This is a genomic window from Streptomyces chromofuscus (assembly GCF_015160875.1).
Taxonomy (GTDB): Bacteria; Actinomycetota; Actinomycetes; order Streptomycetales; family Streptomycetaceae; genus Streptomyces; species Streptomyces chromofuscus.
Window position 1 is genome coordinate 2219705 of the sequence record NZ_CP063374.1, and the last position, 21428, is coordinate 2241132.

Sequence of the window (21428 nt, forward strand, 5' to 3'; positions counted from 1 at the left end):
GCCGCGCCACCCGCGCGCCCCACGGCTCGCTTCCTCGCCCCTCGCCATGCCCCCCGCCCCCGCCGGCCGCTACTGGTCGGCCTGCTGTTCCTTTTCCTTCTGCGCCTGCTCCCTCTCGGCCTGCGCGAGCGCGGCCCTGGCCGCCCTGGCCGCTTCCTTCTCCGCCTTGGCCGCCTCGGCGATCTGCCGTTTGGCGGCGGTCGCGTAGACGTCGACGTACTCCTGGCCGGAGAGCTTCATGATTTCGTACATGACCTCGTCGGTCACCGCGCGCAGCACGAAACGGTCGTGTTCCATGCCCTGGTAGCGGGTGAAGTCCAGCGGCCGGCCGATCCGGATGCCGGGCCGCATCAGCTTCGGCACCACCTTGCCGGGCGGCTGGATCTTCTCCGTGTCGATCATCGCGACGGGGATGACCGGCGCGCCGGTGGCGAGCGCCACGCGCGCGAGGCCACCGGGCTTGCCGCGGTAGAGGCGGCCGTCCGGCGAGCGGGTGCCCTCCGGGTAGATCCCGAACAGCTCACCGCGCTCGACGACCTCTATACCGCTCTTGATCGCGGCCTCGCCCGCACCCCGGGCGCCGGAGCGGTCCACCGGCAGCTGGCCGACGCCCTTGAAGAACGCGGCGGTCAGACGGCCCTTGATGCCGGGGGTGGTGAAGTACTCGGCCTTCGCGATGAAGGTGACCTTCCGGTCGAGCACCGCGGGCAGGAAGAACGAATCGGAGAAGGACAGGTGGTTGCTCGCCAGGATCGCGGGGCCCTCGGCGGGAACGTTCTCCAGGCCCTCCACCCAGGGCCGGAAGACGAGCTTCAGCGGCCCCCCGACGGAAACCTTTATCGCGCCGTACAACAACCGAGTGCCTCCTGTATCTGTAGATCAGACCATAACCCGGCAGCCGGGCAATGCTGCCGACGGCCCTGGTCGGTGTCAGTGCGGTCGCGTACGGTGAAGCACACCTGGACTCTTCTCACGCCCCTCTCACATGAACAGGAGACCGAAGGTGCCGGTCCTTCCTGGAGCCGAGCCGTACCGCCATGACGGCGGGGAAGTCGGCGTCCTGCTCTGCCACGGCTTCACCGGTTCCCCGCAGTCGCTGCGCCCCTGGGCGGAGTACCTCGCCGAGCACAACCTCACCGTCACGCTGCCGCTGCTGCCCGGGCACGGCACGCGATGGGAGGACATGGAGCTCACGGGCTGGCAGGACTGGTACGCCGAGGTGGACCGCGAGCTGCGCGCGCTCAGCCGCCGGTGCGCACAGGTGTTCGTGTTCGGCCTGTCCATGGGCGGCGCCCTCGCACTGCGCCTCGCGGCCCGGCACGGGGACGCGGTCAGCGGTGTGGTGGTCGTCAACCCGGCGAACAAGGTGCACGGACTGTCGGCGTACGCCCTGCCGGTCGCCCGGCACGTCGTGCGGACGACGAAGGGGATCACGAGCGACATCGCCAGGCCCGGTGTGGTGGAGATCGGCTACGACCGGGTCCCGCTGCACGCCGCGCACTCACTGCGGAACTTCTTCCGGCTCGTCGACGGCGAGTTGCCGCAGGTCACGCAGCCGCTGCTGGTTCTGCGCAGCCCGCAGGACCATGTGGTGCCGGCTGCCGACTCGGCGCGGATCCTCAGCCGCGTGTCCTCGACGGACGTCCGGGAGGTCCTGCTGGAACAGAGCTACCACGTCGCGACGTTGGACCACGACGCGGACCGGATCTGCGAGGAGAGCCTCACGTTCGTCGGCCGGCTCGCACCCAGTCTCGGCAAGGAAGGGACGGCCGCAGGTGGCTGAGCACGACTCCGACCGCGAGGACCGCGAGGAGCGGGAAGAACGGGAGGAACCGCAGGCTCGTGCCGGGGAGCGGTCCGAGCCCGGTGAGCAGCAGGTGCCGTTCGACGAGGAGGCCGCCTGGGCGGCGATCGTCGCCGGGTTCGGCGAGGAGCCGCCGGACCCGCCGGGGGCCAAGCCGTTCAAGTCGGTCGAGGATCTGGCGCTGCTGGAGTCCGAGACGAACGACGCCGCGGGCGAGGCGGGCGGGCGGAAGCCCGAGCCCGAGCCCGAGAAGGAGACGCCGAAGCCGCTCGGCGGCTCGGTGACCTTCGCGCCCGGCGTGGGCGGCGGGCCCCGGGACTACACCACGCCCGAGCCGTCCGACGACGACCTGGGCGAGGACGACGAGGGCCACTTCGTACCGCCGGAGCCACCGCCGCTGCCCGCCGCCGACGCCACGGCCAAGTTCGCGTGGCTCGGCGTGCTGGGCGGGCCGGTGCTGCTCCTGCTGGCGGTGCTGTTCGGCTGGGACATGACGTGGTGGCTCACCACGCTCGGCATCGGCGGCTTCCTGGGCGGTTTCGCGACGCTGGTGATGCGGATGCGGACGGAGGAGGAGGACGACGAGGATCCGGGGCGGGGCGCGGTGGTCTGACCCGGCTCACGCGGACGGGACCCTGAGGGCGGCCAGGACCGGCAGGTGGTCCGTGGCCGCCCTCAGGTCCTCCTCCGTCACACCCGGGTGACCGAGCGGCACTCCGCAGCCGAGGACCTCGATCCCCTTGGTCGCGAAGATCGCGTCGATCCGCTGGTGCGGGTCGTGCGGGGTCGAGGTGTACTCGCCGCCCCAGGGAGCGGTCGCCCAGCAGTCCTGGAGTCCGTCGGCCAGGCGCTGGAAGGTGGGTCCGCCGGGCCGCTCGTTGAGGTCGCCGCCCGCGATCACGTGCTCCGTGCCGAGGCCGGCGACCCGGTCGAGGAGCATGCCGGCCTGCTCGTGGCGCTCGTCCTTCTGGAGCGAGAGATGGCAGCTCAGCACCCCGAGGCGAGCGCCACCGAAGCGGGCCACCGCGGTCGCGAAGCCACGCCGGTGCAGTCCCGGCGTGAGCGGCAGCAGCACGTCCTCGGTCCGCTCGACGGTGGCCCGCAGCGAGCACAGCAGCGCGGGCCCCGCGGCCGTGGCGCCGCCCGAGAGGAGCATCTGCCCGGAGGCGGCCGCGAGCCGGGCCAGCTTCTTGCGCCAGCGGAAGAAGCGGGGGGCCTCCTGGACCAGGACCAGGTCGGGGGCGCAGGCGCTGATCACGCGGGCGAGCGCGGCGGTGTCGTCGCGCATCGACCGGATGTTGTAACTGAGCACGCGGACGACGGCGGAACCGTCGGCCTCGGTACGGGAGTCGGGCAGCAACGAGGTCGCCATGCGGTCAAGATACGGGACCGCACCGGCCCGGGGGCGCGGGGAACCGCGCGACCGGCCACGACGATGTCGCAGCCCGGATCGCGCGGAACCCACGGCGAACGTCACATGATCGGGTCGGGCTCCCGGGCCAGGTCGGCGGCGCCCACGAGCCCCGCCTTGTTGCCGAGCTGCGCGGCGATCACGTCGGCGACCGGACGCCAGTTGCCGCCGACGAGCCAGCGCTTGTACGACTTGCGGATCGGGTCCAGGACCAACTCGCCCTCGTCGGACAGTCCGCCGCCGACGATGAACGCGGAGGGGTCGAAGAGGGAGGCGAGGTCGGCCAGGCCCGCACCGGCCCAGCGCGCGAGTTCGCGGTAGGAGTCGACGGCGACCGGGTCGCCCTGGCGGGCGGCCATGGAGATGTGCTTGCCCTCGATGCCGTCGGGGGTGCCGTCACCGAGGCCGAGCAGCAGCTCGGCGTTCTCGGGGGTGGCGTTGGCGCGCTGCTTGGCGTACCGCACGAGGGCGCGGCCGGAGGCGTACTGCTCCCAGCAGCCCTGCGAACCGCAGCCGCACAGCAGCCCGTCCGGCACCATCCGGATGTGACCGAACTCGGCGGCCACGCCGAAGTGTCCGCGGCGCAGCTTGTTGCCGATGATGATGCCGCCGCCGAGGCCGGTGCCGAGCGTGATGCAGATGACGTTGCGGTGACCCTTGCCCGCGCCGAACTTGTACTCGCCCCACGCTGCGGCGTTGGCGTCGTTCTCCACGACGACGGGCAGACCGGTGCGCGCCTCGACCTTCTCCTTGAGCGGCTCGTTGCGCCAGTCGATGTTGGGCGCGAAGTAGACCGTGGAGCGTTGCCGGTTGACGTATCCGGCGGCACCGATGCCCACGCCGACGATGTCGTGCCCCGCCCGCGCACCCTCCACCGCGGAGGCGATGGCGTCCACGATGCCCTCGGGCGTGCCCGGGGTCGGCACCTTGTGGGTCGAGAGGATGTTGCCTTCCTCGTCGACCACGCCGGCCGCGATCTTCGTGCCGCCGATGTCGACGCCGATGGTGAGTCCCATGAATCCCTCAGTTTCGGTCGAGCCCCGCTACGGCCAACCGTACCCGAGCAGAGGGTCAGTCCAAGTCGATGCGCTGGCCCGGCCCGGTGCCCTCGCCGGGGTCGTGGCGGGACTCGTCGAGCTTCTTCAGTTCGTCCGAGGCGTCGTCCGCGTCCGGCCCGGCCGTCCAGCGACGTTCCTGGGCCTGGACGGCGGAGCGGTAGGCGGCGAGGAGTTCGTGGCCGGCGGCGGCGAGGTGGTCGAAGACGTCGGGGTTGCGCTCGATCACGGGTTCCACGGCGGCCTTGGCCTGCTGCACGACCTGCTGCACCATCTGCTGGGCGGCCGGCCCCGCGACCGCGCCCAGCAGCGGCGACGGCAGACCGGACAGCTTGTCCGCGACGGTGTCGACGAGCCGGCGCAGTTCCTCGGCGGCCGAACCGGGCGGCGGCCCCTGCCGGTCCCGGCGACGGGCCTTCTCCGCCTCCAGGTCCTCGGCGCACGCGGTCGCCCACGCGTCGGCGTCACCCGTGGGCCGCGGCTCGCCGTCCGGCTGCTCCTGAGCGGCGTCGGTGAAGGGGCGCTCTTCGCTCATGGCGGGCTCCTGACTACGTGTCGTCCCTACGACGTTACCCGAACGGGGGCAGGGGTTTCACGGCGTCCTCGGCCACAGCTCGGGGTCCGGCGCGAACCGGATGCGCAGCTCACCCTCGCGCAGGCCCGCCCCGGCGACGGTGCAGCGGCGCAGGGCGGACGGCAGCGGGACGACGCGGCGGTACTGCGCGGCCGTGATGACGATCTCGTCGCCGCGCCGGACGAGGTCGAGGTCGTCGCGCACGGCGCCGGGGAGCGGGATGTGCCAGACGAGCACGCCGTCCTCGGCGAGCCGGTCCTCGACGGGCCACTCGACGGGAGCCGGGGCCGTCCCCACCACGGGTACGGCGAGCGCGGCGAGGTCGTCGGCGCCGCGCGGGTCGTGCCCGAGGTGGCGGACGCGGCGCACGTCGTACGCGGCCCGCCACTCGTCGACGGCCTTGCGCTGCTGGGCGAGCGGCCCGGCGAGCCAGCCGTCGCCCGCGTCCTCCGGGAGCACCCGGTTGGCGATCAGCGCGTCGGGGCGCAGCCCGCGCAGGGCGAGGCCGAGGGTGGCGGTGTGGACGGCGTCGGCGCCGGCCGGGGAGGGCTCGGCGACGAGCCGTACGGTCGTGGCCCGGTCGGCCAAAACGGCTTCCAGGGCGGCGAGTTCGAGGTCCCAGCGGCCGGCGGTCTCGTACAGCCAGTCCGCGGGCATGGGCACTCCGGCGAGCCGGCCGAGTACCGGGCGCAGGGCGCGGGCGGCCTGCCGCTCGGGCGGGAGCAGACGGCGCAGGTAGCGCCGGAGTTCCTCGGGCAGGGCGAGGAGGGCGAGGGCGTGCGGGGTGGGCGGCAGGTCGACGACGAGCAGGTCGTGCGCCTCGGCCAGGGCGGCGTCGCGCAGGGCGCGCAGGACCGCGATCTCCTCGGCGCCGGGCAGCGGGGTGAGTTCCTCGGAGTCGAGCGGGCCCGCGCCGAGCAGGTCCAGAACGGTGGACGCACGCTCCTGCAGCCGGGCGAGGTCGTCCCGGAAACCGGCGGCGGGGTCGGGACGCCACGCGCTGAGGCCGGGCGCGGCTTCCACGGGGTCCGGGCCGGTCGCGGTCCCCAGCGCGGCCCCGAGGCTGTCGTTCCGGTCGGTGCCGAGGACGAGCGTACGGACGCCCTCGCGGGCGGCGGCGAGCGCGGTGGCCGCGGCGACGGTGGTACGGCCGCTGCCGCCGGGCCCGGTGATCAGGATGGTGCGCATGAGGGTGAACCGTACCCGGGGGTGGTCGGCACGGCCGTGCGCGGCCGACGGCGTGGTGGGGAAACCTCCTGGCTGCCTACCGGCCCGACTCCACACGCTTCTTCAGGCCCGCCAGCGCGCGGTCGATGATCACCTTCTCCGCCTTGCGCTTGATCATCCCGAGCATCGGGATCTTGACGTCCACGGTCAGCCGGTAGGTGACCTCGGTGGCACCCGCGCCCGCCGGCTTCAGCAGGTAGGAGCCGTCCAGGGACCGCAGCATCTGGGACTTCACCAGCGTCCAGGAGACCTCGTGCTCCCCCGTCCACGTGTACGCCAGCGTCTGGTCGTCCTTGATGGCGCCGGCGTCCATGACGAGCCGCACCTGCTCGGCGCGGCCCAGGCCGTCGGTCTCGAGGACCTCGGCCTCCTTCACCTCACCGGTCCAGTCCGGGTAGCGGGCGAAGTCGGCGATCACCGCCATGACGTCGGCCGGGGCCGCCTCGATCTCGATGCTCGAGCTGGTGTGTTCCGCCATCGCCGTGGCTCCTCCAGATGCGGTCCGGCAAGAGGTCGTCGTGCGCACGTGTGTGCCGCGTGAAGGCTACCGCGCGGCGACCCTCCCGCCGCCACGGCTACCTGCGCGAACCGGCTCCCGGCCTCACCACTCCAGCGCCCACGGCCGGCCCGTCCCCGCGAAGTGCCCCACGTTCACGCATTCGGTCGCCCCGATCCGCATCCGGCTGACGAGGGGCTGGTGGACGTGGCCGAAGAGGGAGTAACGGGGCCGCGTGCGGCGGATCGCGTCGAGCAGCGCCCGGCTGCCCCGCTCGAAGCGCCGCGCCACCGTGTCGTACACCAGCTCCGGCACCTCCGGCGGAATGTGCGTGCACAGCACGTCCACCTCGCCCACCGCCTCGATCTTCGCCGCGTACTCCTCGTCGCTGATCTCGTACGGCGTGCGCATGGGCGTGCGCAGGCCGCCGCCCACGAAGCCGAAGACCCAGCCGCCGATCTCCGCCCGCTCGCCGTCCAGCACCGTCGTGCCCGGCCCGGCGTACTCCCGCCACAGGGGCGGCATGTCGACATTGCCGTAGGTCGCATACGTCGGTGTCGGGAAGGCCGCGAACAGCTCGGCGTACTGTTTGCGCACCGCCCGCTCGATCACCGCCGCGCGGTCCTCGCCGACCCCTGCCCACAGCCGCGTGCCCAGCTCACGCGCCTCCTCGAAGCGTCGGGCCGTGCGCAGTTCGACGATGCGGTCGGCGTTCTCGACGCCGAACAGGTCGGGGAAGATGCCACGCGAGTGGTCGGCGTAGTCGAGGAAGAGGACGAGGTCCCCCAGGCAGACGAGCGCGTCCGCGCCGTCCCCGGCCCGAGCGAGGTCACGGGCGTTGCCGTGCACGTCGCTGACCACATGGATGCGCGTCCTGCGGTTGGCGGCTGGTGTGGGTGCCATGGCGATCAAGGGTAAGCGTGTGCGACTGACGTGAACAGTGGCGGCCGGACCTGCGATTACTCGCCAGTCGGGAAAGGCGTCGACTACTGTGCGCACAGGAGCACCAACAGCAACTTCAACGAAGCACCATCCGTGTGACGCAGCGAACATCTCGCCGGGCCCCCCTGTCGTAGACGCCATACCGGCGGGTAACGTCCGGGCAGTCCAATCGTGCTCAGGTTTTCAACCAGTGGGATCCGTCGGCTCCCGCCGGCCCTGAGCACCCTGCCCGAGCCTTGGACCGGACCGTCGCATCACACAACGTCGTGGCGCCGGCGCCCTATGAGGAGCAGCAGTCTTGCGCGAGTTCAGCCTTCCGGCTTTGTACGAGGTCCCCTCGGACGGCAATCTGACGGACATCGTCCGCAGAAACGCCGCGCAGCATCCGGACGTCGCCGTGATCGCCCGCAAGGTAGGCGCCACCTGGCAGGACGTGACGGCCGTCGCCTTCCTCGACGAGGTCCGGGCCGCCGCCAAGGGCCTGATCGCCTCCGGCGTGCAGCCGGGCGACCGGGTCGGCCTGATGTCGCGCACCCGCTACGAGTGGACGCTCCTGGACTTCGCGATCTGGAGCGCGGGCGCGGTCACCGTGCCGGTCTACGAGACGAGTTCGCCGGAGCAGGTGCAGTGGATCCTCAGCGACTCGGGCGCCACCGCCTGCGTCGTGGAGACGGCAGGCCACAGGGCCGCCGTCGAGTCGGTGCGCGACCGGCTGCCCGGGCTGAAGCACGTCTGGCAGATCGAGGGCGGCGGCGTCGACGAACTGGGCCGCCTGGGCCGGGACGTCAGCGACGCGGCCGTCGAGGAGCGCAGCTCGCTGGCGAAGGCGGACGACCCGGCGACGATCGTCTACACCTCCGGCACCACCGGCCGCCCCAAGGGCTGCGTGCTCACCCACCGCAGCTTCTTCGCGGAGTGCGGCAACGTCGTGGAGCGCCTGCGCCCGCTGTTCCGCACCGGCGAGTGCAGCGTGCTGCTCTTCCTGCCGCTCGCCCACGTCTTCGGCCGGCTGGTCCAGGTCGCGCCGATGATGGCGCCGATCAAGCTGGGCTGCGTCCCGGACATCAAGAACCTCACCGACGAACTGGCCGCCTTCCGGCCGACGTTGATCCTCGGCGTGCCGCGCGTCTTCGAGAAGGTCTACAACTCGGCCCGCGCCAAGGCCCAGGCGGACGGCAAGGGCAGGATCTTCGACAGGGCCGCCGACACGGCCATCGCCTACAGCAAGGCCCTGGACACCCCCTCGGGTCCGTCGATGGGCCTGCGGATCAAGCACAAGGTCTTCGACAAGCTCGTCTACGGCAAGCTGCGCGCGGTCCTCGGCGGCCGCGGCGAGTACGCCATCAGCGGCGGCGCCCCGCTCGGCGCGCGGCTCGGCCACTTCTTCCGCGGCATCGGCTTCACGGTCCTGGAGGGCTACGGCCTGACCGAGTCCTGTGCCGCCACCGCCTTCAACCCCTGGGACCGGCAGAAGATCGGCACGGTCGGCCAGCCGCTGCCGGGCTCGGTGGTGCGGATCGCGGACGACGGCGAGGTGCTGCTGCACGGCGAGCACCTGTTCAAGGAGTACTGGAACAACCCCGGCGCCACCGAGGACGCCCTCGCCGACGGCTGGTTCCACACCGGCGACATCGGCACCCTGGACGAGGACGGGTACCTGCGCATCACCGGCCGCAAGAAGGAGATCATCGTCACCGCGGGCGGCAAGAACGTGGCGCCGGCCGTGATCGAGGATCGCATCCGGGCGCACGCGCTGATCGCGGAGTGCATGGTGGTGGGCGACGCGCGGCCGTTCGTGGGCGCGCTGATCACCCTCGACGAGGAGTTCCTGGGCCGCTGGGCGGCCGAGCACGGCAAGCCGGCCGGCTCCACGGCCGCGTCCCTGCGCGACGACCCCGACCTGCTGGCCGCGATCCAGTCCGCCGTCGACGACGGCAACGCGGCGGTGTCCAAGGCGGAGTCGGTCCGCAGGTTCCGCATCCTCGACTCGCAGTTCACCGAGGACTCCGGCCACCTCACCCCGTCGCTGAAGCTGAAGCGGAACGTGGTGGCGAAGGACTTCGCGACCGAGATCGAGGCCATTTACCAGAAGTGACCGAGTACCTGACGCCCCGTCAGATCAATGGGAAGCAGCAGGGCGCCTGACGCACCGTCACAGGTCGTCCGGAGCGCCACCCCGGCACGGGCCCGCGACAACGGGCCCGTGCCGTGCATTCACAACAGGGCCTTCAGCCGCTCCGCGAGCAGGTCCCACCGCCACTTCTCCTCGACCCAGGCGCGCCCCCGCTCCCCCATCCGGCGGCGCAGCTCGGCGTCCCCGAGGAGCGTGACGATCCGGTCGGCGGCGTCCTCCGCGGAACCGCCGCGCACGACCCACCCGGTCTCCCCGTCGAGCACGGCGTCGGGCGCGCCCCCGGAGTCCCCGGCGACGACCGGCAGTCCGGTCGCCGACGCCTCCAGGTAGACGATGCCGAGCCCCTCGACGTCGAGCCCGCCGCGCCGGGTGCGGCACGGCATGGCGAACACGTCCCCGGCGCCGTAGTGCGCGGGCAGGTCCGACCAGGGCACGGACCCGGTGAAGACCACGGAGTCCTCGACCCGGGTCTCCCGCGCGAGCTTGCGCAGCTCCCCCTCGTACGGCCCGCCGCCGACGATCAGCAGCACGGCGTCCGGCTCCTTGGCCAGGATGCGCGGCATGGCGAGGATCAGCGTGTCCTGCCCCTTGCGCGGCACCAGCCGGGAGACGCACACCACGACCGGCCGGTCGGTGAGCCCGAGCCGGGCCCGCACCTTGTCCCCGCCGGATCCGGGGTGGAAGGTCTTCTCGTCGACGCCGGGCGGCAGTTGCGTCATCCGCGCGGCGGCGTCCGGCGTCAATGCCCCCGCGATCCGGGAGCGCGTGTACTCGCCGAGGTGGGTAAGGGTGTCGGTGGAGTCGCCGATCCGGCGCAACAGCTGCCGCGCGGCGGGCAGTTGAGCCCAGCCGGCCTCGTGCCCGTGAGTGGTGGCCACCAGTCGCTCGGCGCCGGCCCGGCGCAGCGCCGGCGCCATCAGCCCGAGCGGCGCCGCCGCGCCGAACCACACCGACGTGCACTCGTGGGCGCGCAGCAGCGCGACGGCCTGCCGGGTCGCGGCGGGTGTCGGCAGCAGCATGGTCGTCCGGTCGCGTACGACGGTGAAGGGCTGCTCGGCGTCGAAGGCGGCGGTGGCCTCCAGGCCCTCGCGGCTCCGCTTCCAGGTGGAGGCGTAGACGACGAGCCGGTCGGGATCCAGCCGGAGCGCCATGTTGTGCAGAAACGCCTGGATGCCACCGGGTCTGGGCGGGAAGTCGTTCGTCACGATCAGGGTCTTGCGCATCAGCGCCGACCCTACCGAACGTACACTCACGGCTCGGCACGGCCGCGCTGCATCGCTCCCGCGCAGGCGGCCGGGGGATCATGGCCCCCTCACCACGAGAGGCAGCGGACGAACAGGGGCGCAGGTGCACAGGACGGACGGAACGCGATCCCTGGCCGGACTTCTCGCGCTGTGGGGCGCGACCCGGCTGGTGCTGCTGCTGGCCGTCTTCAAGGTGTACGTCTTCCCCGGCCCGGACGTCACCAGCGACGTCCTCGTGATCTACCAGGGCTGGTACGAGGTGCTGCGCACCGGGACGTTCCCGCTGGACGACGTCACCTGGCAGTACCCGCCCGCGGCGGCCCTGCCGATCCTCTCCCCGGCGCTGCTGTCCTTCCTCGACTACGCGCACGCCTTCTTCGTCCTCGCCCTCGTCGCCGACCTGGCCGTGCTGGCGCTGCTGCTCGGGACGGGCACGCGCCCCGGCCGGACGGTGCGCGGCGCCCGGGTGTGGGTGGCGGGCGTGCCGCTGCTGGGGCCGACGGTGTACGCGCGCTACGACGTGATGGTCACGGCCGTCGCGGTGGCCGCGCTCATCGCGGGCACCCGCCGTCCCCGGCTCATGGGAGCGCTCGCGGGCTTCGGGGCGCTGCTGAAGGTGTGGCCGGCGCTGCTGCTGATCGGTGCCGTGCGGCGCCGGGCGTGGGCCGCGGCGGCGGTGACGGCGGGGGTGCTGACGACGCTGTTCGCGCTGGCCATGCCGGGCGCCTTCGCGTTCCTGACCTTCCAGCGGGACCGGGGCACCGAGGTGGAGTCGCTGGGCGCGCTGGTCTTCCACGTGGCCCGGCACTTCGGCTGGGACGGGCAGGTGCTGCTGAACTACGGCTCGGTGGAGTTCCTGGGCCCGTACGTCGACGCGGTGAGCACCGGCGCCCTGGCGCTGACCGGGATCGCCTTCGGCTGGCTGTTGCTGTGGCGGATGACGGCGACGCGGTTCCTGCCGCACACGCTCGCGGACGCCGCCTTCGTGGCGGTGCTGATGTTCACGACCACCAGCCGGGTGATCAGCCCGCAGTACATGGTGTGGCTGGTCGGGCTCGCGGCGGTCTGCCTCTGCTTCCGGCGCACCGGCATGCGGGTGCCGGCCGCCCTGGTCCTGTCGGCGTCCTGCGTGACCATGCTGGAGTTCCCGCTGTGGTTCTCCCACGTCGTCGCGAGCGACCCGCTCGGCGTCACCCTGCTGTTCGTGCGCAACGGGCTGCTGGTGCTGGCCACCCTGGTCGCGGCCCGTCGCCTGTGGCGGACGACGGTGGCCCGGCCGCGGCCCGGCACGCCGCGCGGGTCCGCCGGCGAACGGGAGGGGGCGAGCCACGCGGACGCGGACCCGCAGGGCCTTCCCGACGCGGCGGACCCTCCGGGCCTTCCCGACGCGGACCCGCGGGGCGGGCCCCTCAGCGGGGCCCGCCGCGGGCTCACGTCCCGGGCTTCCCGAGGGGCTGGGTGAAGCGCAGCAGGTTGCCGGCGGGATCACGGAACGCGCAGTCGCGGACGCCGTAGGGCTGGTCCATCGGCTCCTGGAGCGGCTCGCCGCCCGCGGCGGTGATGCGCTCGAAGGTGGCGTCGCAGTCGTCCGTCGCGAAGATGACACCGCGCAGCAGGCCCTTGGCCATCAGTTCCGCCATGGTCCGCTGGTCGGCCGGTGAGGCGTTCGGGTCGGCGAGGGGCGGTTCCAGCACGATGTTCACGTCCGGTTGCGTGGGCGACCCGACGGTCACCCAGCGCATCCCCTCGAAACCGACGTCGGCGCGCACTTCGAGGCCGAGCACATCGCGGTAGAACGCGATGGCCGCGTCGGGGTCGTCGACGGCGATGAAGCACTGGGAAAGCGTGATGTCCATGCCGTCACGCTACGGCCGGACGCCCCGGCCCGCCGCCCCGTTCCTGAACGGGCGCGTGTGGATCTTGGCGATGCACGGCGGGATGGCGGCGCCGTCGTCGTGGGCGCGGGCCCGGTAGGCGCTCGGGGTCTCGCCGACGAGCTGGGTGAAACGCGAGCTGAACGACCCCAGCGACGTACAGCCGACCGCGAAGCAGACCTCGGTCACCGTCAGGTCGCCCCGCCGCAGCAGCGCCTTGGCGCGCTCGATGCGGCGGGTCATCAGGTAGCCGTAGGGCGTCTCGCCGTAGGCCGCGCGGAAGCTGCGGGAGAAGTGCCCCGGGGACATCAGGGCCTCGCGTGCCAGCGCCGGGACGTCGAGCGGCTCGGCGTAGTCGCGGTCCATCCGGTCGCGGGCCCGCCGCAGCCGCACGAGGTCGTCGAGGTCCTGCCGCTTCACCCGACGAGTGTCGCACGGCGGCCCGGCCCGTCGGGCCGGGCCGCCGCGACGGGCGGTCAGCCGCCGACGTACGCCGCGAGGTGCTCTCCGGTGAGGGTGGAGCGGGCGGCGACGAGGTCGGCCGGCGTGCCCTCGAAGACGATCCGGCCGCCGTCGTGGCCGGCCCCGGGGCCGAGGTCGATGATCCAGTCGGCGTGCGCCATGACCGCCTGGTGGTGCTCGATGACGATGACCGACTTCCCGGACTCCACGAGCCGGTCGAGCAGGCCGAGCAGCTGCTCGACGTCGGCGAGGTGCAGGCCCGTCGTCGGCTCGTCGAGGACGTAGACGCCGCCCTTGTCGGCCATGTGCGTGGCCAGCTTCAGCCGCTGCCGCTCGCCGCCGGACAGGGTGGTGAGCGGCTGGCCGAGGGTGAGGTAGCCGAGCCCGACGTCGGCGAGCCGGTCGAGGATCTTGTGCGCGGCGGGTGTCGCCGCCTCCCCCGAGCCGAAGAACTCCTCCGCCTCGGTCACCGACATCGCCAGCACCTCGCTGATGTCCCGGCCGCCGAGGCGGTACTCCAGCACCTCGGCCTGGAACCGCTTGCCGTCGCAGTCCTCGCAGGGGGTGGCCACGCCGGCCATCATCGCCAGGTCGGTGTAGATGACGCCGGCGCCGTTGCAGGTGGGGCAGGCGCCCTCGGAGTTGGCGCTGAACAGCGCCGGCTTGACGCCGTTGGCCTTGGCGAACGCCTTGCGGATCGGGTCGAGCAGCCCGGTGTACGTCGCCGGGTTGCTGCGCCGGGAGCCGCGGATCGGGCTCTGGTCGACCGAGACCACGCCCTCGCGGGCCGGGATCGAGCCGTGGACGAGCGAGCTCTTGCCGGACCCGGCCACGCCGGTCACGACGCACAGCACCCCGAGCGGGATGTCCACGTCGACGTCGAGGAGGTTGTTCGCCGTCGCGCCGCGGATCTCCAGGGTGCCCTTCGGTGTCCGCACGCTCTCCTTGAGGGCCGCCCGGTCGTCGAGGTGGCGGCCGGTGACGGTGCCACTGGCCCGCAGTCCCTCGACGGTGCCCTCGAAGCAGACGGTGCCGCCGGCCGTGCCGGCGCCGGGCCCGAGGTCGACGACGTGGTCGGCGATCGCGATCGCCTCCGGCTTGTGCTCCACGACGAGGACCGTGTTGCCCTTGTCCCGCAGTCGCAGCAGCAGGTCGTTCATCCGCTGGATGTCGTGGGGGTGCAGGCCGATGGTGGGCTCGTCGAAGACGTAGGTGACGTCGGTGAGCGAGGAGCCGAGGTGGCGGATCATCTTCACGCGCTGGGCCTCGCCGCCCGACAGCGTGCCGGCCGGCCGGTCCAGCGAGAGATAGCCGAGGCCGATCTCCACGAACGAGTCGAGGGTCTGCTGCAACGCCGTGAGCAGCGGGGCCACCGAGGGCTCCGTCAGCGCGCGGACCCATTCGGCCAGGTCGCGGATCTCCATCGCGCAGGCGTCGGCGATGCTGATGTCCTTGATCTTCGACGACCGGGCTCCCTCGCTGAGCCGGGTGCCGTCGCACTCGGGGCAGGTGGTGAAGGTGACGGCCCGCTCCACGAACGCCCGGATGTGCGGCTGCATCGCCTCCTTGTCCTTGGACAGGAACGACTTCTGGATCTTGGGGATCAGGCCCTCGTAGGTGAGGTTGACGCCGTTGACCTTGACCTTGGTGGGCTCGTGGTACAGGAAGTCCCGCATCTCCTTCTCGGTGAAGTCGCGGATCGGCTTGTTCGGGTCGAGGAAGCCGGACTGCGCGTACAGCCCCACGGTCCAGACGTTGTCGGACTTCCAGCCGGGGATGGTGAACGCGCCCTCGGCGATGGACTTGGAGTCGTCGTAGAGCTGGCCGAGGTCGATGTCGGAGACCGTGCCGCGGCCCTCGCAGCGCACGCACATGCCGCCGGTGCGCTGGAACGTCGCCTTCTCCGCCTTGGTCCTGGTGCCGCGCTCGACGGTGATCGCGCCGCTCGCGCGGACCGAGGCGGTGTTGAAGGAGTACGCGCTGGGCGGGCCGATGTGGGGCGTGCCGAGCCGGCTGAAGAGGATGCGCAGCATCGCGTTGGCGTCGGTGGCGGTGCCGACGGTGGAGCGGGGGTCGGCGCCCATCCGCTGCTGGTCGACGCTGATCACGGTCGTCAGTCCGTCGAGCACGTCGACCTCGGGCCGCGCGAGCGTCGGCATGAACCCCTGCACGAAGGCGCTGTAGGTCTCGTTGATCAGCCGCTGCGACTCCGCGGCGATGGTGTCGAAGACCAGGGAACTCTTGCCCGAGCCGGACACGCCGGTGAACACCGTCAGCCTGCGCTTGGGGATCTCGATGCTGACGTCCTTGAGGTTGTTCTCGCGCGCGCCGTGCACGCGGATCATGTCGTGGCTGTCGGCAGCGTGCGGCGCAGGCGACTGCGTGTTCGTTCTCGTGGCCATGCTCATGTCTCCATCCGTCTCCGGGGCGGGGCCGTCGTCCCGGCCTCGCCGGCGTCGCCTGGTCCGATCCAACCAGCTTCGGGCGGTCCGCGTGACGGACTCCAGGACCGCCACCCTAGGCGCCGCCCTGCCCCCTGGGCTTCTCGATTACTGACCGGTTCCCGGCACCCGTGGAACAGCGCCGCCGCCGACGGTCGCCCGCGGCAGCGCCGGAGCGCCCGCGGCCTCCGCCCCGGCACCAGGGCCGCCGCCCCCAGCCCCAGCCCAGCCCCTCGGGACCCTGCCCCTCCGGCCTCACCCCCGTCCGACGCCCTCGCCGACCCGGGCCGGCCCGCTCAGCCGAACTCGGCCCGCAGGTAATCCCGCCACCACCCGGTGAACTGCTCGGGCGAGGTCCCCAGCACGTCCGCCAGGGCGGTCTCCGGTCCGTCCGCCGCGACCGCCCGGTAGAACTCGCCCAGCCGTCGCTCGCCCCACCGTTGCGCGATCAGCCGGCAGGCCGTCCAGCCGCCCTCGTAGGCCTTCGCCAGCGCGGTCGAGTCGCCGGTGAAAGCGAAGTCGCCGTTGTCCGGCAGCGCCGCCGGCACGTCCCCCGCGGCCACCGAGCGCGCCAGCTCGGGTGCGGCCTGCGCCGGGGTGCGGCCGCCGTCGCGGTAGCCGACCCAGTCGGCGTACCCCTCGGACAGCCACAGCGGGGTCCTGGTGGCGGTCTGGGCCCGGGTGGCGACATGAGTGACCTCGTGAGTGAGGACGACCTGCTTGCCGACGGCGCCCAGGACCCCGTACGCCTCGGGATTGACGACGATCCGGTCGGCGGGCGACCGCGCGGCCCCCGTCTCGCCGGTGGTCACCGCGGCGATGCCCCGGTAGGAGGAGGCGGGCGACCCGAGCAGCCCGGCCATGCCCTGCAGCGACTCCGGTACGAGCACCACGACGCGCCCGCTCCAGTCGGTGCCCCACGCCCGTGACACCGCGGGCACGGCCCGGTCCCCGAGGTCCGCGTAGCCCTCCAGCGTCCGGCGGGTCTGCCCGACGCCGAGCACCAGGCTGTGCTCGCCCCGGACGACGGTCACCGCGCCCCGGTCCCACAACTGCTCGGCGGACCGCGGCGCGGGCCGGTCCGAGGTGACGGACCACCGGCCGTCCGCGTCCCGGGAGAGGCCCAGGGTGCGGTCGGCCGTCATGGGCGCCTGGTCGAAACCGTCGATCCGGTAGCGCAGTTCGGCCTCGGCGGTGGCCCGGTCCCCGGTGCGGTGCAGCCCCGTCAGCCGGTAGGACCAGTCGGCCAGCGGCAGCGCGCGCACCTCGGCGAAGCCGCCCGCCGACCCGGTGTGCCGGTACCCGCTCGCGTCGTGGGCGAGGACCGCGGCCGCCCGCCGGTCGAGCAGCCGCTGGACGTCGTCCCGGGCGCTGTCGGTCGCCGCCCGGCCCCCGCAGGCGACCAGGGAGACGAGCAGCAGACACAGCGCCACGACCGAGGAACCCGACGCCCGCCTTCGACCTGCCACCTTCCCGATCGTACGGGGCCCGGCCGCGCGGTCAGACCCTGGTGACCCCCGAGACCGGCATCATGCCGACCGGGTCGTAGCGCACCGGCGCGCCCGGGTAGGGGGCGTGGACGACCTGGCCGTTGCCCATGTACATCGCGACATGGCTGGCGTCGGACCGGTAGGTGATCAGGTCGCCGGGCCGGGCCTCGGAGAGCGGGACCTGGCGGCCGGCCGCGCGCTGGCCCTGCGAGGTGCGCGGCAGCGAGATCCCGGCCTGGGCGTACGACCACTGCATCAGGCCGGAGCAGTCGAAGCCGCTCGGGCCGGCCGCCCCCCAGACGTAGGGCCTGCCGAGCGCGGAGCGGACCGCGGCGACCGCGGCGGCGGCCCGGCCGGAGGCGGGGACGGCGCCCCGGAGGTCGGACATGCCGGAGCGGCCGGAGCGGGAGGCCCGGTCGTAGGCGGCGCGTTCGTCGTCCGGGAGGGTGTTGAGCAGGGCGCGGGCCTCGGCGAGCTTCTTCTCCACGGTGCGTTTGTGGGAGGCGACGGCCCTGCGGCTCTTCTCCAGTTCGCCGAGTTTCTCGGCGGCCTCGGCGCGCTCCTGGCCGAGTTGGCGCATGGCCTCCTGGAGGGTCCTCAGCTGCCCGGCCTGGTGGACGCCGATCCGGTCCAGGGCGGTGGCCTTGTCGAGGTAGTCGTCCGGGTCCTCGGAGAACAGCAGGGCCAGGGAGGGATCGAGACCGCCGGAGCGGTACTGGGCGCCGGCCAGCGAACCCAGCGCCTCTCGCAGGGAGTTGATGCGGTCCTGCTGGCGGGCGATCCGGTCCTGCGCCCGGCTCACCTGACCGCGCAGCGCGTCGGCGCGCTCGTCGGCCTCGTTGTAGGCCTCGGTGGCCTTCTCGGCCTGCGCGTAGAGGCGGTCCACCTCTGCGCGGGTGTCGTCGTGCGGCGCGGCCTGCGCCGGTACGACGGCCGCCGCGGCCGCGGCGGCCGACAGTACGCCGACGGCTAGACGCGCCACGCAGGCGCCCCGGTCGAACCCGGACGGTGCAAGGCGGCGATGGGACCCCACGAGAAGCCGCGCTCCTTCCACTGGCGGACAGGAAAATCCCCCGGCGCCGGGCGACGGCCCGGCGGTGGGGGAAACGCGGCAGACAGTAGCGTCGGCGGCGGCGGGCGGACCAACGGCCGGAGCGGGCACACACGGTGACGCCCCGCCTGTGACCTGCGTCGGAGGCGGGGCGTGGGACCGTCCGGCGCCGGTGCGATTCCCCCGAACGGGCGCACCGGACGCCGATGAGGCGCTAGACGCGGACGCCGAACATGAACGGGCCGCCGATGGTGTTCATCGACTCGTAGCGCACGACGGTGCCGGTGCGCGGGGCGTGGAGAATCTGGCCGTTGCCCGCGTAGAGGCCCACGTGGTGCAGGTCGTTGAAGAAGAAGACCAGGTCGCCGACCTTGAGCTGGCTCGTCGAGTAGATCCTGGTGCCGGCGCCGGTCTGGGCCTCGGAGGTGCGCGGCAGGCCGACTCCGGCCTGCGCGTAGGCCCACTGGGTCAGGCCGGAGCAGTCGAAGGAGGACGGGCCGGTGGCGCCGTAGACGTAGGGGGTGCCGATCTTGCTCTGGGCGGCGGCGAAGGCCGCGGCGGCGCGTCCGGAGCCGGCCGGGACGTTGGCCGAGAGGACGTCGCGCTCGCTGGCCCGGGTGGCGCGGTTCTCCTCCTCGGCGAGCTGGGCCTTCTCCTCGGCGGTGAGGCTGTTGAGCAGCTTCTGCGCGGCGGAGAGCTTGCTCTGGACTTCCTTCTTCTTCTTGCCCAGCTCGGTGCGGGTGGAGGCGAGGTCCTCGAGCTTCTCGGACGCCTCGGAGCGCTGCTGGGCGAGTTCGCGCTGCTTCTCCTGGATCTTCTTCAGCGCGTCGACCTGCTGGGTGCTCAACTGGTCGAGGGTGGACGCCTTGTCGAGGTAGTCGTCCGGGTCGGCGGAGAGGAAGAGCTGCAGGGAGGGGTCTATGCCCCCACTGCGGTACTGGGCGCTGGCCATCAAACCGAGGCCGTCGCGCAGCTCGTTGACCTCTTCCTGGCCGCGGGCGACGTTGTCCTGGATGGTGGAGATCTCCTTCTGGAGCTTCTCCTGCTTCTCCTTGGCCCCGTTGTACTTCTCGGTGGCGTGCTCCGCCTCTTCGTAGAGCTTGTCGACCTTGGCCTTGACCTCGTCCTTGCTCGGCTTCTCGTTCGGCGCGGCGTTGGCGGCCTGCGAGCTCAGGGCGACGGCAGCGGCGGCTGCGGTGGTCAGCACGGTCACGCGTGCGCGACTGGGCTGCTTGGGTCGACGGTGGGACGCCACGGGGGCAATCTCCTTCTTGTGAGTGATCACCCGATCGGAGGTTCGAGGCCCGACCCTAGTGACCCAGCTGTGATCAGATCAAATCCTCTCGTGAAAAATCTCGGTGACCGAGCGCATCCTTTACCCACAACTCACGTGCAGTGATGCGTGTTGACGCTACGTTGCGTGACGGTTCCGTCAATTCAGGCATTCCGTGGGCATATTGCTCGGTTGGGGCGTAGGTTGCGCAAGGGGCGTATGTCAGCTGCGCGACAGGCGCTTCAGCAGTACCGCCGAAGCCACCGGACGCGCCCCGGCCCGGGCCACCCCGTCGGCCACCTCGCGGTCGGTCGAGACGACGACGACCGGACGCCCCGGCGGCTCGGCGCGCACCAGCTGACGGATCAACTCGTCGGCGGTGACGCCCGGTTTCGAGAACAGCACCCGCACACCGCGCGGTGGCGCCAGCAGCACCGGCGCGGCCAGTTCGGCCCCGTCGAAGACACAGGTGACCTCGGCGCCGGACTGCGCGGCGAGCTGCGAGAGCTGCCCCAGCAGCCTCAACCGCTGCTTCTCCAGGGGCATTTGGGGATAGCCGGTCTTGGTGACGTTGTAGCCGTCGACGACCAGGTGCGCCTGCGGCAGCGCGAGGAGCTGGTCCAGGATCGCGGGGTCGTTCTCGGACAACGCCCGTGCCGCGATGTCCTTCGGGGTCATTCGTCCCGGTTCGACCGCGTCCACGGTCTCGGCGGGGCGGACGGACACCGGCGGCAGCGCCAGCTCCCGGCGCAGCCCCTGCGCCGCGTCCAGCACGGTGTCGAGCAGCAACCGCACCCGCATGTCCTCGACGCTGCGCCCCTCGCGCGCGGCCCGCCGGGTGGCCTCCAGGGCGGCCTCCGCCTCCCCCAGCCGCGCCTTCAGCCGCCGGGTCTCGCTCTCGGCGGCGGACACCTGGGCCTGGCCCTCGGCGCGTACGGTCTCCATCTCGCCCTGCATCTTGCGCAGCGCCGCCTCGCCGCGCTTGACGTCGCTGAGCGCGGAACGCAGCTTGCGGTGCAGAGATTCGGCTTCCTTGCGGGCGCCGTCCAGCTCGGCGCGCAGCCGCTCGGTCTCGGCGCGGGTGTGGTCGCGGGCGGCGGCGAGTTCGGCGCGCAGCCGCTCCAGTTCGGCGCGGTTCTCCTCGTCGGCCCGCTCTGCGTCGGCCCGCTGGGCCTCCTCGCCGGCGGCGGCGACCAGCTTGACCCAGCCGACCGGGCGCAGCACGTAGGCGGCGGCCGCCACGTCCAGCGGGTCCGCGGCCGGCGGCGGCGAACCGGTGTCGAGGGCGCCGGCCAGCTCGGGCTGCGCCTCACGGAACTTCTCGCCGATGCGCTGCCGGAACAGCGGGTCGGTCTCCACCGCTGCGGCCATCGCGTTGCCGGCGAACTTGGCACGGCGATTCGGGGCGAAGCGGGCGTACTGCCTCAACTGGGCGGGCAGTTCGGCCATCGTCAGCCCGCCGAACCCGTCCGAGACGATCTGTACGACCTTCCGGCGCACCCCTTCGGGCAGCGGACGGTCGAGCACCTCAGCGGCGCCGTCGCCCGGCCCCCCGCCTGCGGTCTCCACCATCCGTCACCCCAATGCCCCTGCGGGACCGGCCCCTGTCAGGAGCCGGTGCCCGGCCTGTCCACGAGTTCCACCTGATCCACGGCGTTGCACCACCGGCACCGCACCGACTCGATGGTCTCACTGACCACCTCCCGCTCCTCGATCTTCGGCTCACCGGCCAGGTCGAGGTGGACGTACTCGACGACCTTCGAGGAGCGCGTCACGTCGAAGCGCGTGAGATTGCCGCACAGGGTGCAGCGCCACCGCGTGGTGTCCGTCGGCAGGGGAACCGTCATCGTGGCTGTTCGCTTTCCTTCTAGTTTCGGTGATGCGTCGTTTCCGTGATGCGCCAGTTTCCCTGGAGCGTGTGGCTCGTAACCCTACGGCCTGGCGGGTCCC

The 21428-nt window shown here is 72.5% G+C and carries 20 protein-coding genes; 4 read left to right on the plus strand and 16 right to left on the minus strand.

Annotated elements, in window-relative coordinates; all coding sequences use genetic code 11:
• Positions 1–69: 69 nt before the first annotated feature.
• The gene (locus IPT68_RS09975) at positions 70–852 is read right to left on the minus strand and encodes a lysophospholipid acyltransferase family protein (RefSeq protein WP_228040342.1); all 783 of its coding nucleotides are present in this window, start codon (positions 850–852) and stop codon (positions 70–72) included.
• Positions 853–1003: 151 nt separating this feature from the next.
• Here IPT68_RS09975 and IPT68_RS09980 point away from each other — a divergent pair, with 151 nt between their 5' ends.
• Positions 1004–1783, plus strand: coding sequence for an alpha/beta hydrolase (locus IPT68_RS09980; RefSeq protein WP_189697011.1), 780 nt, complete (start codon positions 1004–1006; stop codon positions 1781–1783).
• Positions 1776–2417, plus strand: coding sequence for a hypothetical protein (locus IPT68_RS09985; RefSeq protein ID WP_189697010.1), 642 nt, complete (start codon positions 1776–1778; stop codon positions 2415–2417). Before IPT68_RS09980 ends, IPT68_RS09985 begins: the two co-directional genes overlap by 8 nt.
• A gap of 6 nt (positions 2418–2423) precedes the next feature.
• On the opposite strand, the gene IPT68_RS09990 is transcribed toward IPT68_RS09985, so the two are convergent.
• The 6 genes from IPT68_RS09990 to IPT68_RS10015 form a co-directional block, all read right to left on the minus strand.
• Positions 2424–3176: an endonuclease/exonuclease/phosphatase family protein gene (locus IPT68_RS09990; protein WP_189697009.1), complete on the minus strand. Its 753-nt coding sequence runs from the start codon at positions 3174–3176 to the stop codon at positions 2424–2426.
• A gap of 101 nt (positions 3177–3277) precedes the next feature.
• The gene (locus IPT68_RS09995; RefSeq protein WP_189697008.1) at positions 3278–4231 is read right to left on the minus strand and encodes an ROK family glucokinase; all 954 of its coding nucleotides are present in this window, start codon (positions 4229–4231) and stop codon (positions 3278–3280) included.
• Positions 4232–4286: 55 nt separating this feature from the next.
• On the minus strand, positions 4287–4805 hold the full coding sequence (locus tag IPT68_RS10000; protein ID WP_189697007.1) for a DUF5304 domain-containing protein: 519 nt from the start codon (positions 4803–4805) through the stop codon (positions 4287–4289).
• A gap of 57 nt (positions 4806–4862) precedes the next feature.
• Complete coding sequence (locus tag IPT68_RS10005; RefSeq protein WP_189697006.1) at positions 4863–6032, minus strand: ArsA family ATPase; 1170 nt, start codon at positions 6030–6032, stop codon at positions 4863–4865.
• 76 nt (positions 6033–6108) lie between these two features.
• Positions 6109–6549, minus strand: a complete 441-nt coding sequence (locus IPT68_RS10010) for an SRPBCC family protein (RefSeq protein WP_189697005.1) — start codon at positions 6547–6549, stop codon at positions 6109–6111.
• A 123-nt stretch (positions 6550–6672) separates the two neighbouring features.
• Entirely contained in the window at positions 6673–7470 is a 798-nt protein-coding gene (locus tag IPT68_RS10015; protein WP_189697004.1) for a metallophosphoesterase family protein, read from the minus strand.
• Between the two features lie 337 nt (positions 7471–7807).
• On the opposite strand from IPT68_RS10015, the gene IPT68_RS10020 reads away from it, so the two are divergent.
• Positions 7808–9604: an AMP-dependent synthetase/ligase gene (locus IPT68_RS10020; RefSeq protein WP_189697003.1), complete on the plus strand. Its 1797-nt coding sequence runs from the start codon at positions 7808–7810 to the stop codon at positions 9602–9604.
• Positions 9605–9723: 119 nt separating this feature from the next.
• Here IPT68_RS10020 and IPT68_RS10025 read toward each other — a convergent pair whose 3' ends face one another.
• On the minus strand, positions 9724–10866 hold the full coding sequence (locus IPT68_RS10025) for a glycosyltransferase family 4 protein (RefSeq protein ID WP_189697002.1): 1143 nt from the start codon (positions 10864–10866) through the stop codon (positions 9724–9726).
• Positions 10867–10990: 124 nt separating this feature from the next.
• Between IPT68_RS10025 and IPT68_RS10030 the strand changes: the two genes are divergently transcribed.
• On the plus strand, positions 10991–12349 hold the full coding sequence (locus IPT68_RS10030) for a glycosyltransferase 87 family protein (RefSeq protein ID WP_189697001.1): 1359 nt from the start codon (positions 10991–10993) through the stop codon (positions 12347–12349).
• Here the strand turns inward: IPT68_RS10030 and IPT68_RS10035 are convergent.
• The 8 genes from IPT68_RS10035 to IPT68_RS10070 form a co-directional block, all read right to left on the minus strand.
• Positions 12318–12743, minus strand: coding sequence for a VOC family protein (locus IPT68_RS10035; RefSeq protein ID WP_189697000.1), 426 nt, complete (start codon positions 12741–12743; stop codon positions 12318–12320). The two genes, IPT68_RS10030 and IPT68_RS10035, sit on opposite strands and share 32 nt — an antisense overlap.
• Positions 12744–12752: 9 nt before the next feature.
• Positions 12753–13181 (minus strand): helix-turn-helix transcriptional regulator, encoded by a 429-nt coding sequence (locus IPT68_RS10040; RefSeq protein WP_189696999.1) that lies wholly within the window; start codon positions 13179–13181, stop codon positions 12753–12755.
• A gap of 56 nt (positions 13182–13237) precedes the next feature.
• Complete coding sequence (locus IPT68_RS10045) at positions 13238–15631, minus strand: ATP-binding cassette domain-containing protein (RefSeq protein ID WP_189696998.1); 2394 nt, start codon at positions 15629–15631, stop codon at positions 13238–13240.
• Positions 15632–15960: 329 nt separating this feature from the next.
• Entirely contained in the window at positions 15961–17133 is a 1173-nt protein-coding gene (locus IPT68_RS10050) for a hypothetical protein (protein ID WP_189696997.1), read from the minus strand.
• Between the two features lie 31 nt (positions 17134–17164).
• On the minus strand, positions 17165–18187 hold the full coding sequence (locus IPT68_RS10055) for a C40 family peptidase (protein ID WP_194074072.1): 1023 nt from the start codon (positions 18185–18187) through the stop codon (positions 17165–17167).
• Between the two features lie 232 nt (positions 18188–18419).
• Positions 18420–19460 (minus strand): C40 family peptidase, encoded by a 1041-nt coding sequence (locus IPT68_RS10060; protein ID WP_189696995.1) that lies wholly within the window; start codon positions 19458–19460, stop codon positions 18420–18422.
• 240 nt (positions 19461–19700) lie between these two features.
• The gene (locus tag IPT68_RS10065; protein WP_189696994.1) at positions 19701–21050 is read right to left on the minus strand and encodes an NYN domain-containing protein; all 1350 of its coding nucleotides are present in this window, start codon (positions 21048–21050) and stop codon (positions 19701–19703) included.
• 35 nt (positions 21051–21085) lie between these two features.
• Positions 21086–21325 (minus strand): hypothetical protein, encoded by a 240-nt coding sequence (locus IPT68_RS10070; protein ID WP_189696993.1) that lies wholly within the window; start codon positions 21323–21325, stop codon positions 21086–21088.
• Between the last annotated feature and the right edge of the window lie 103 nt (positions 21326–21428).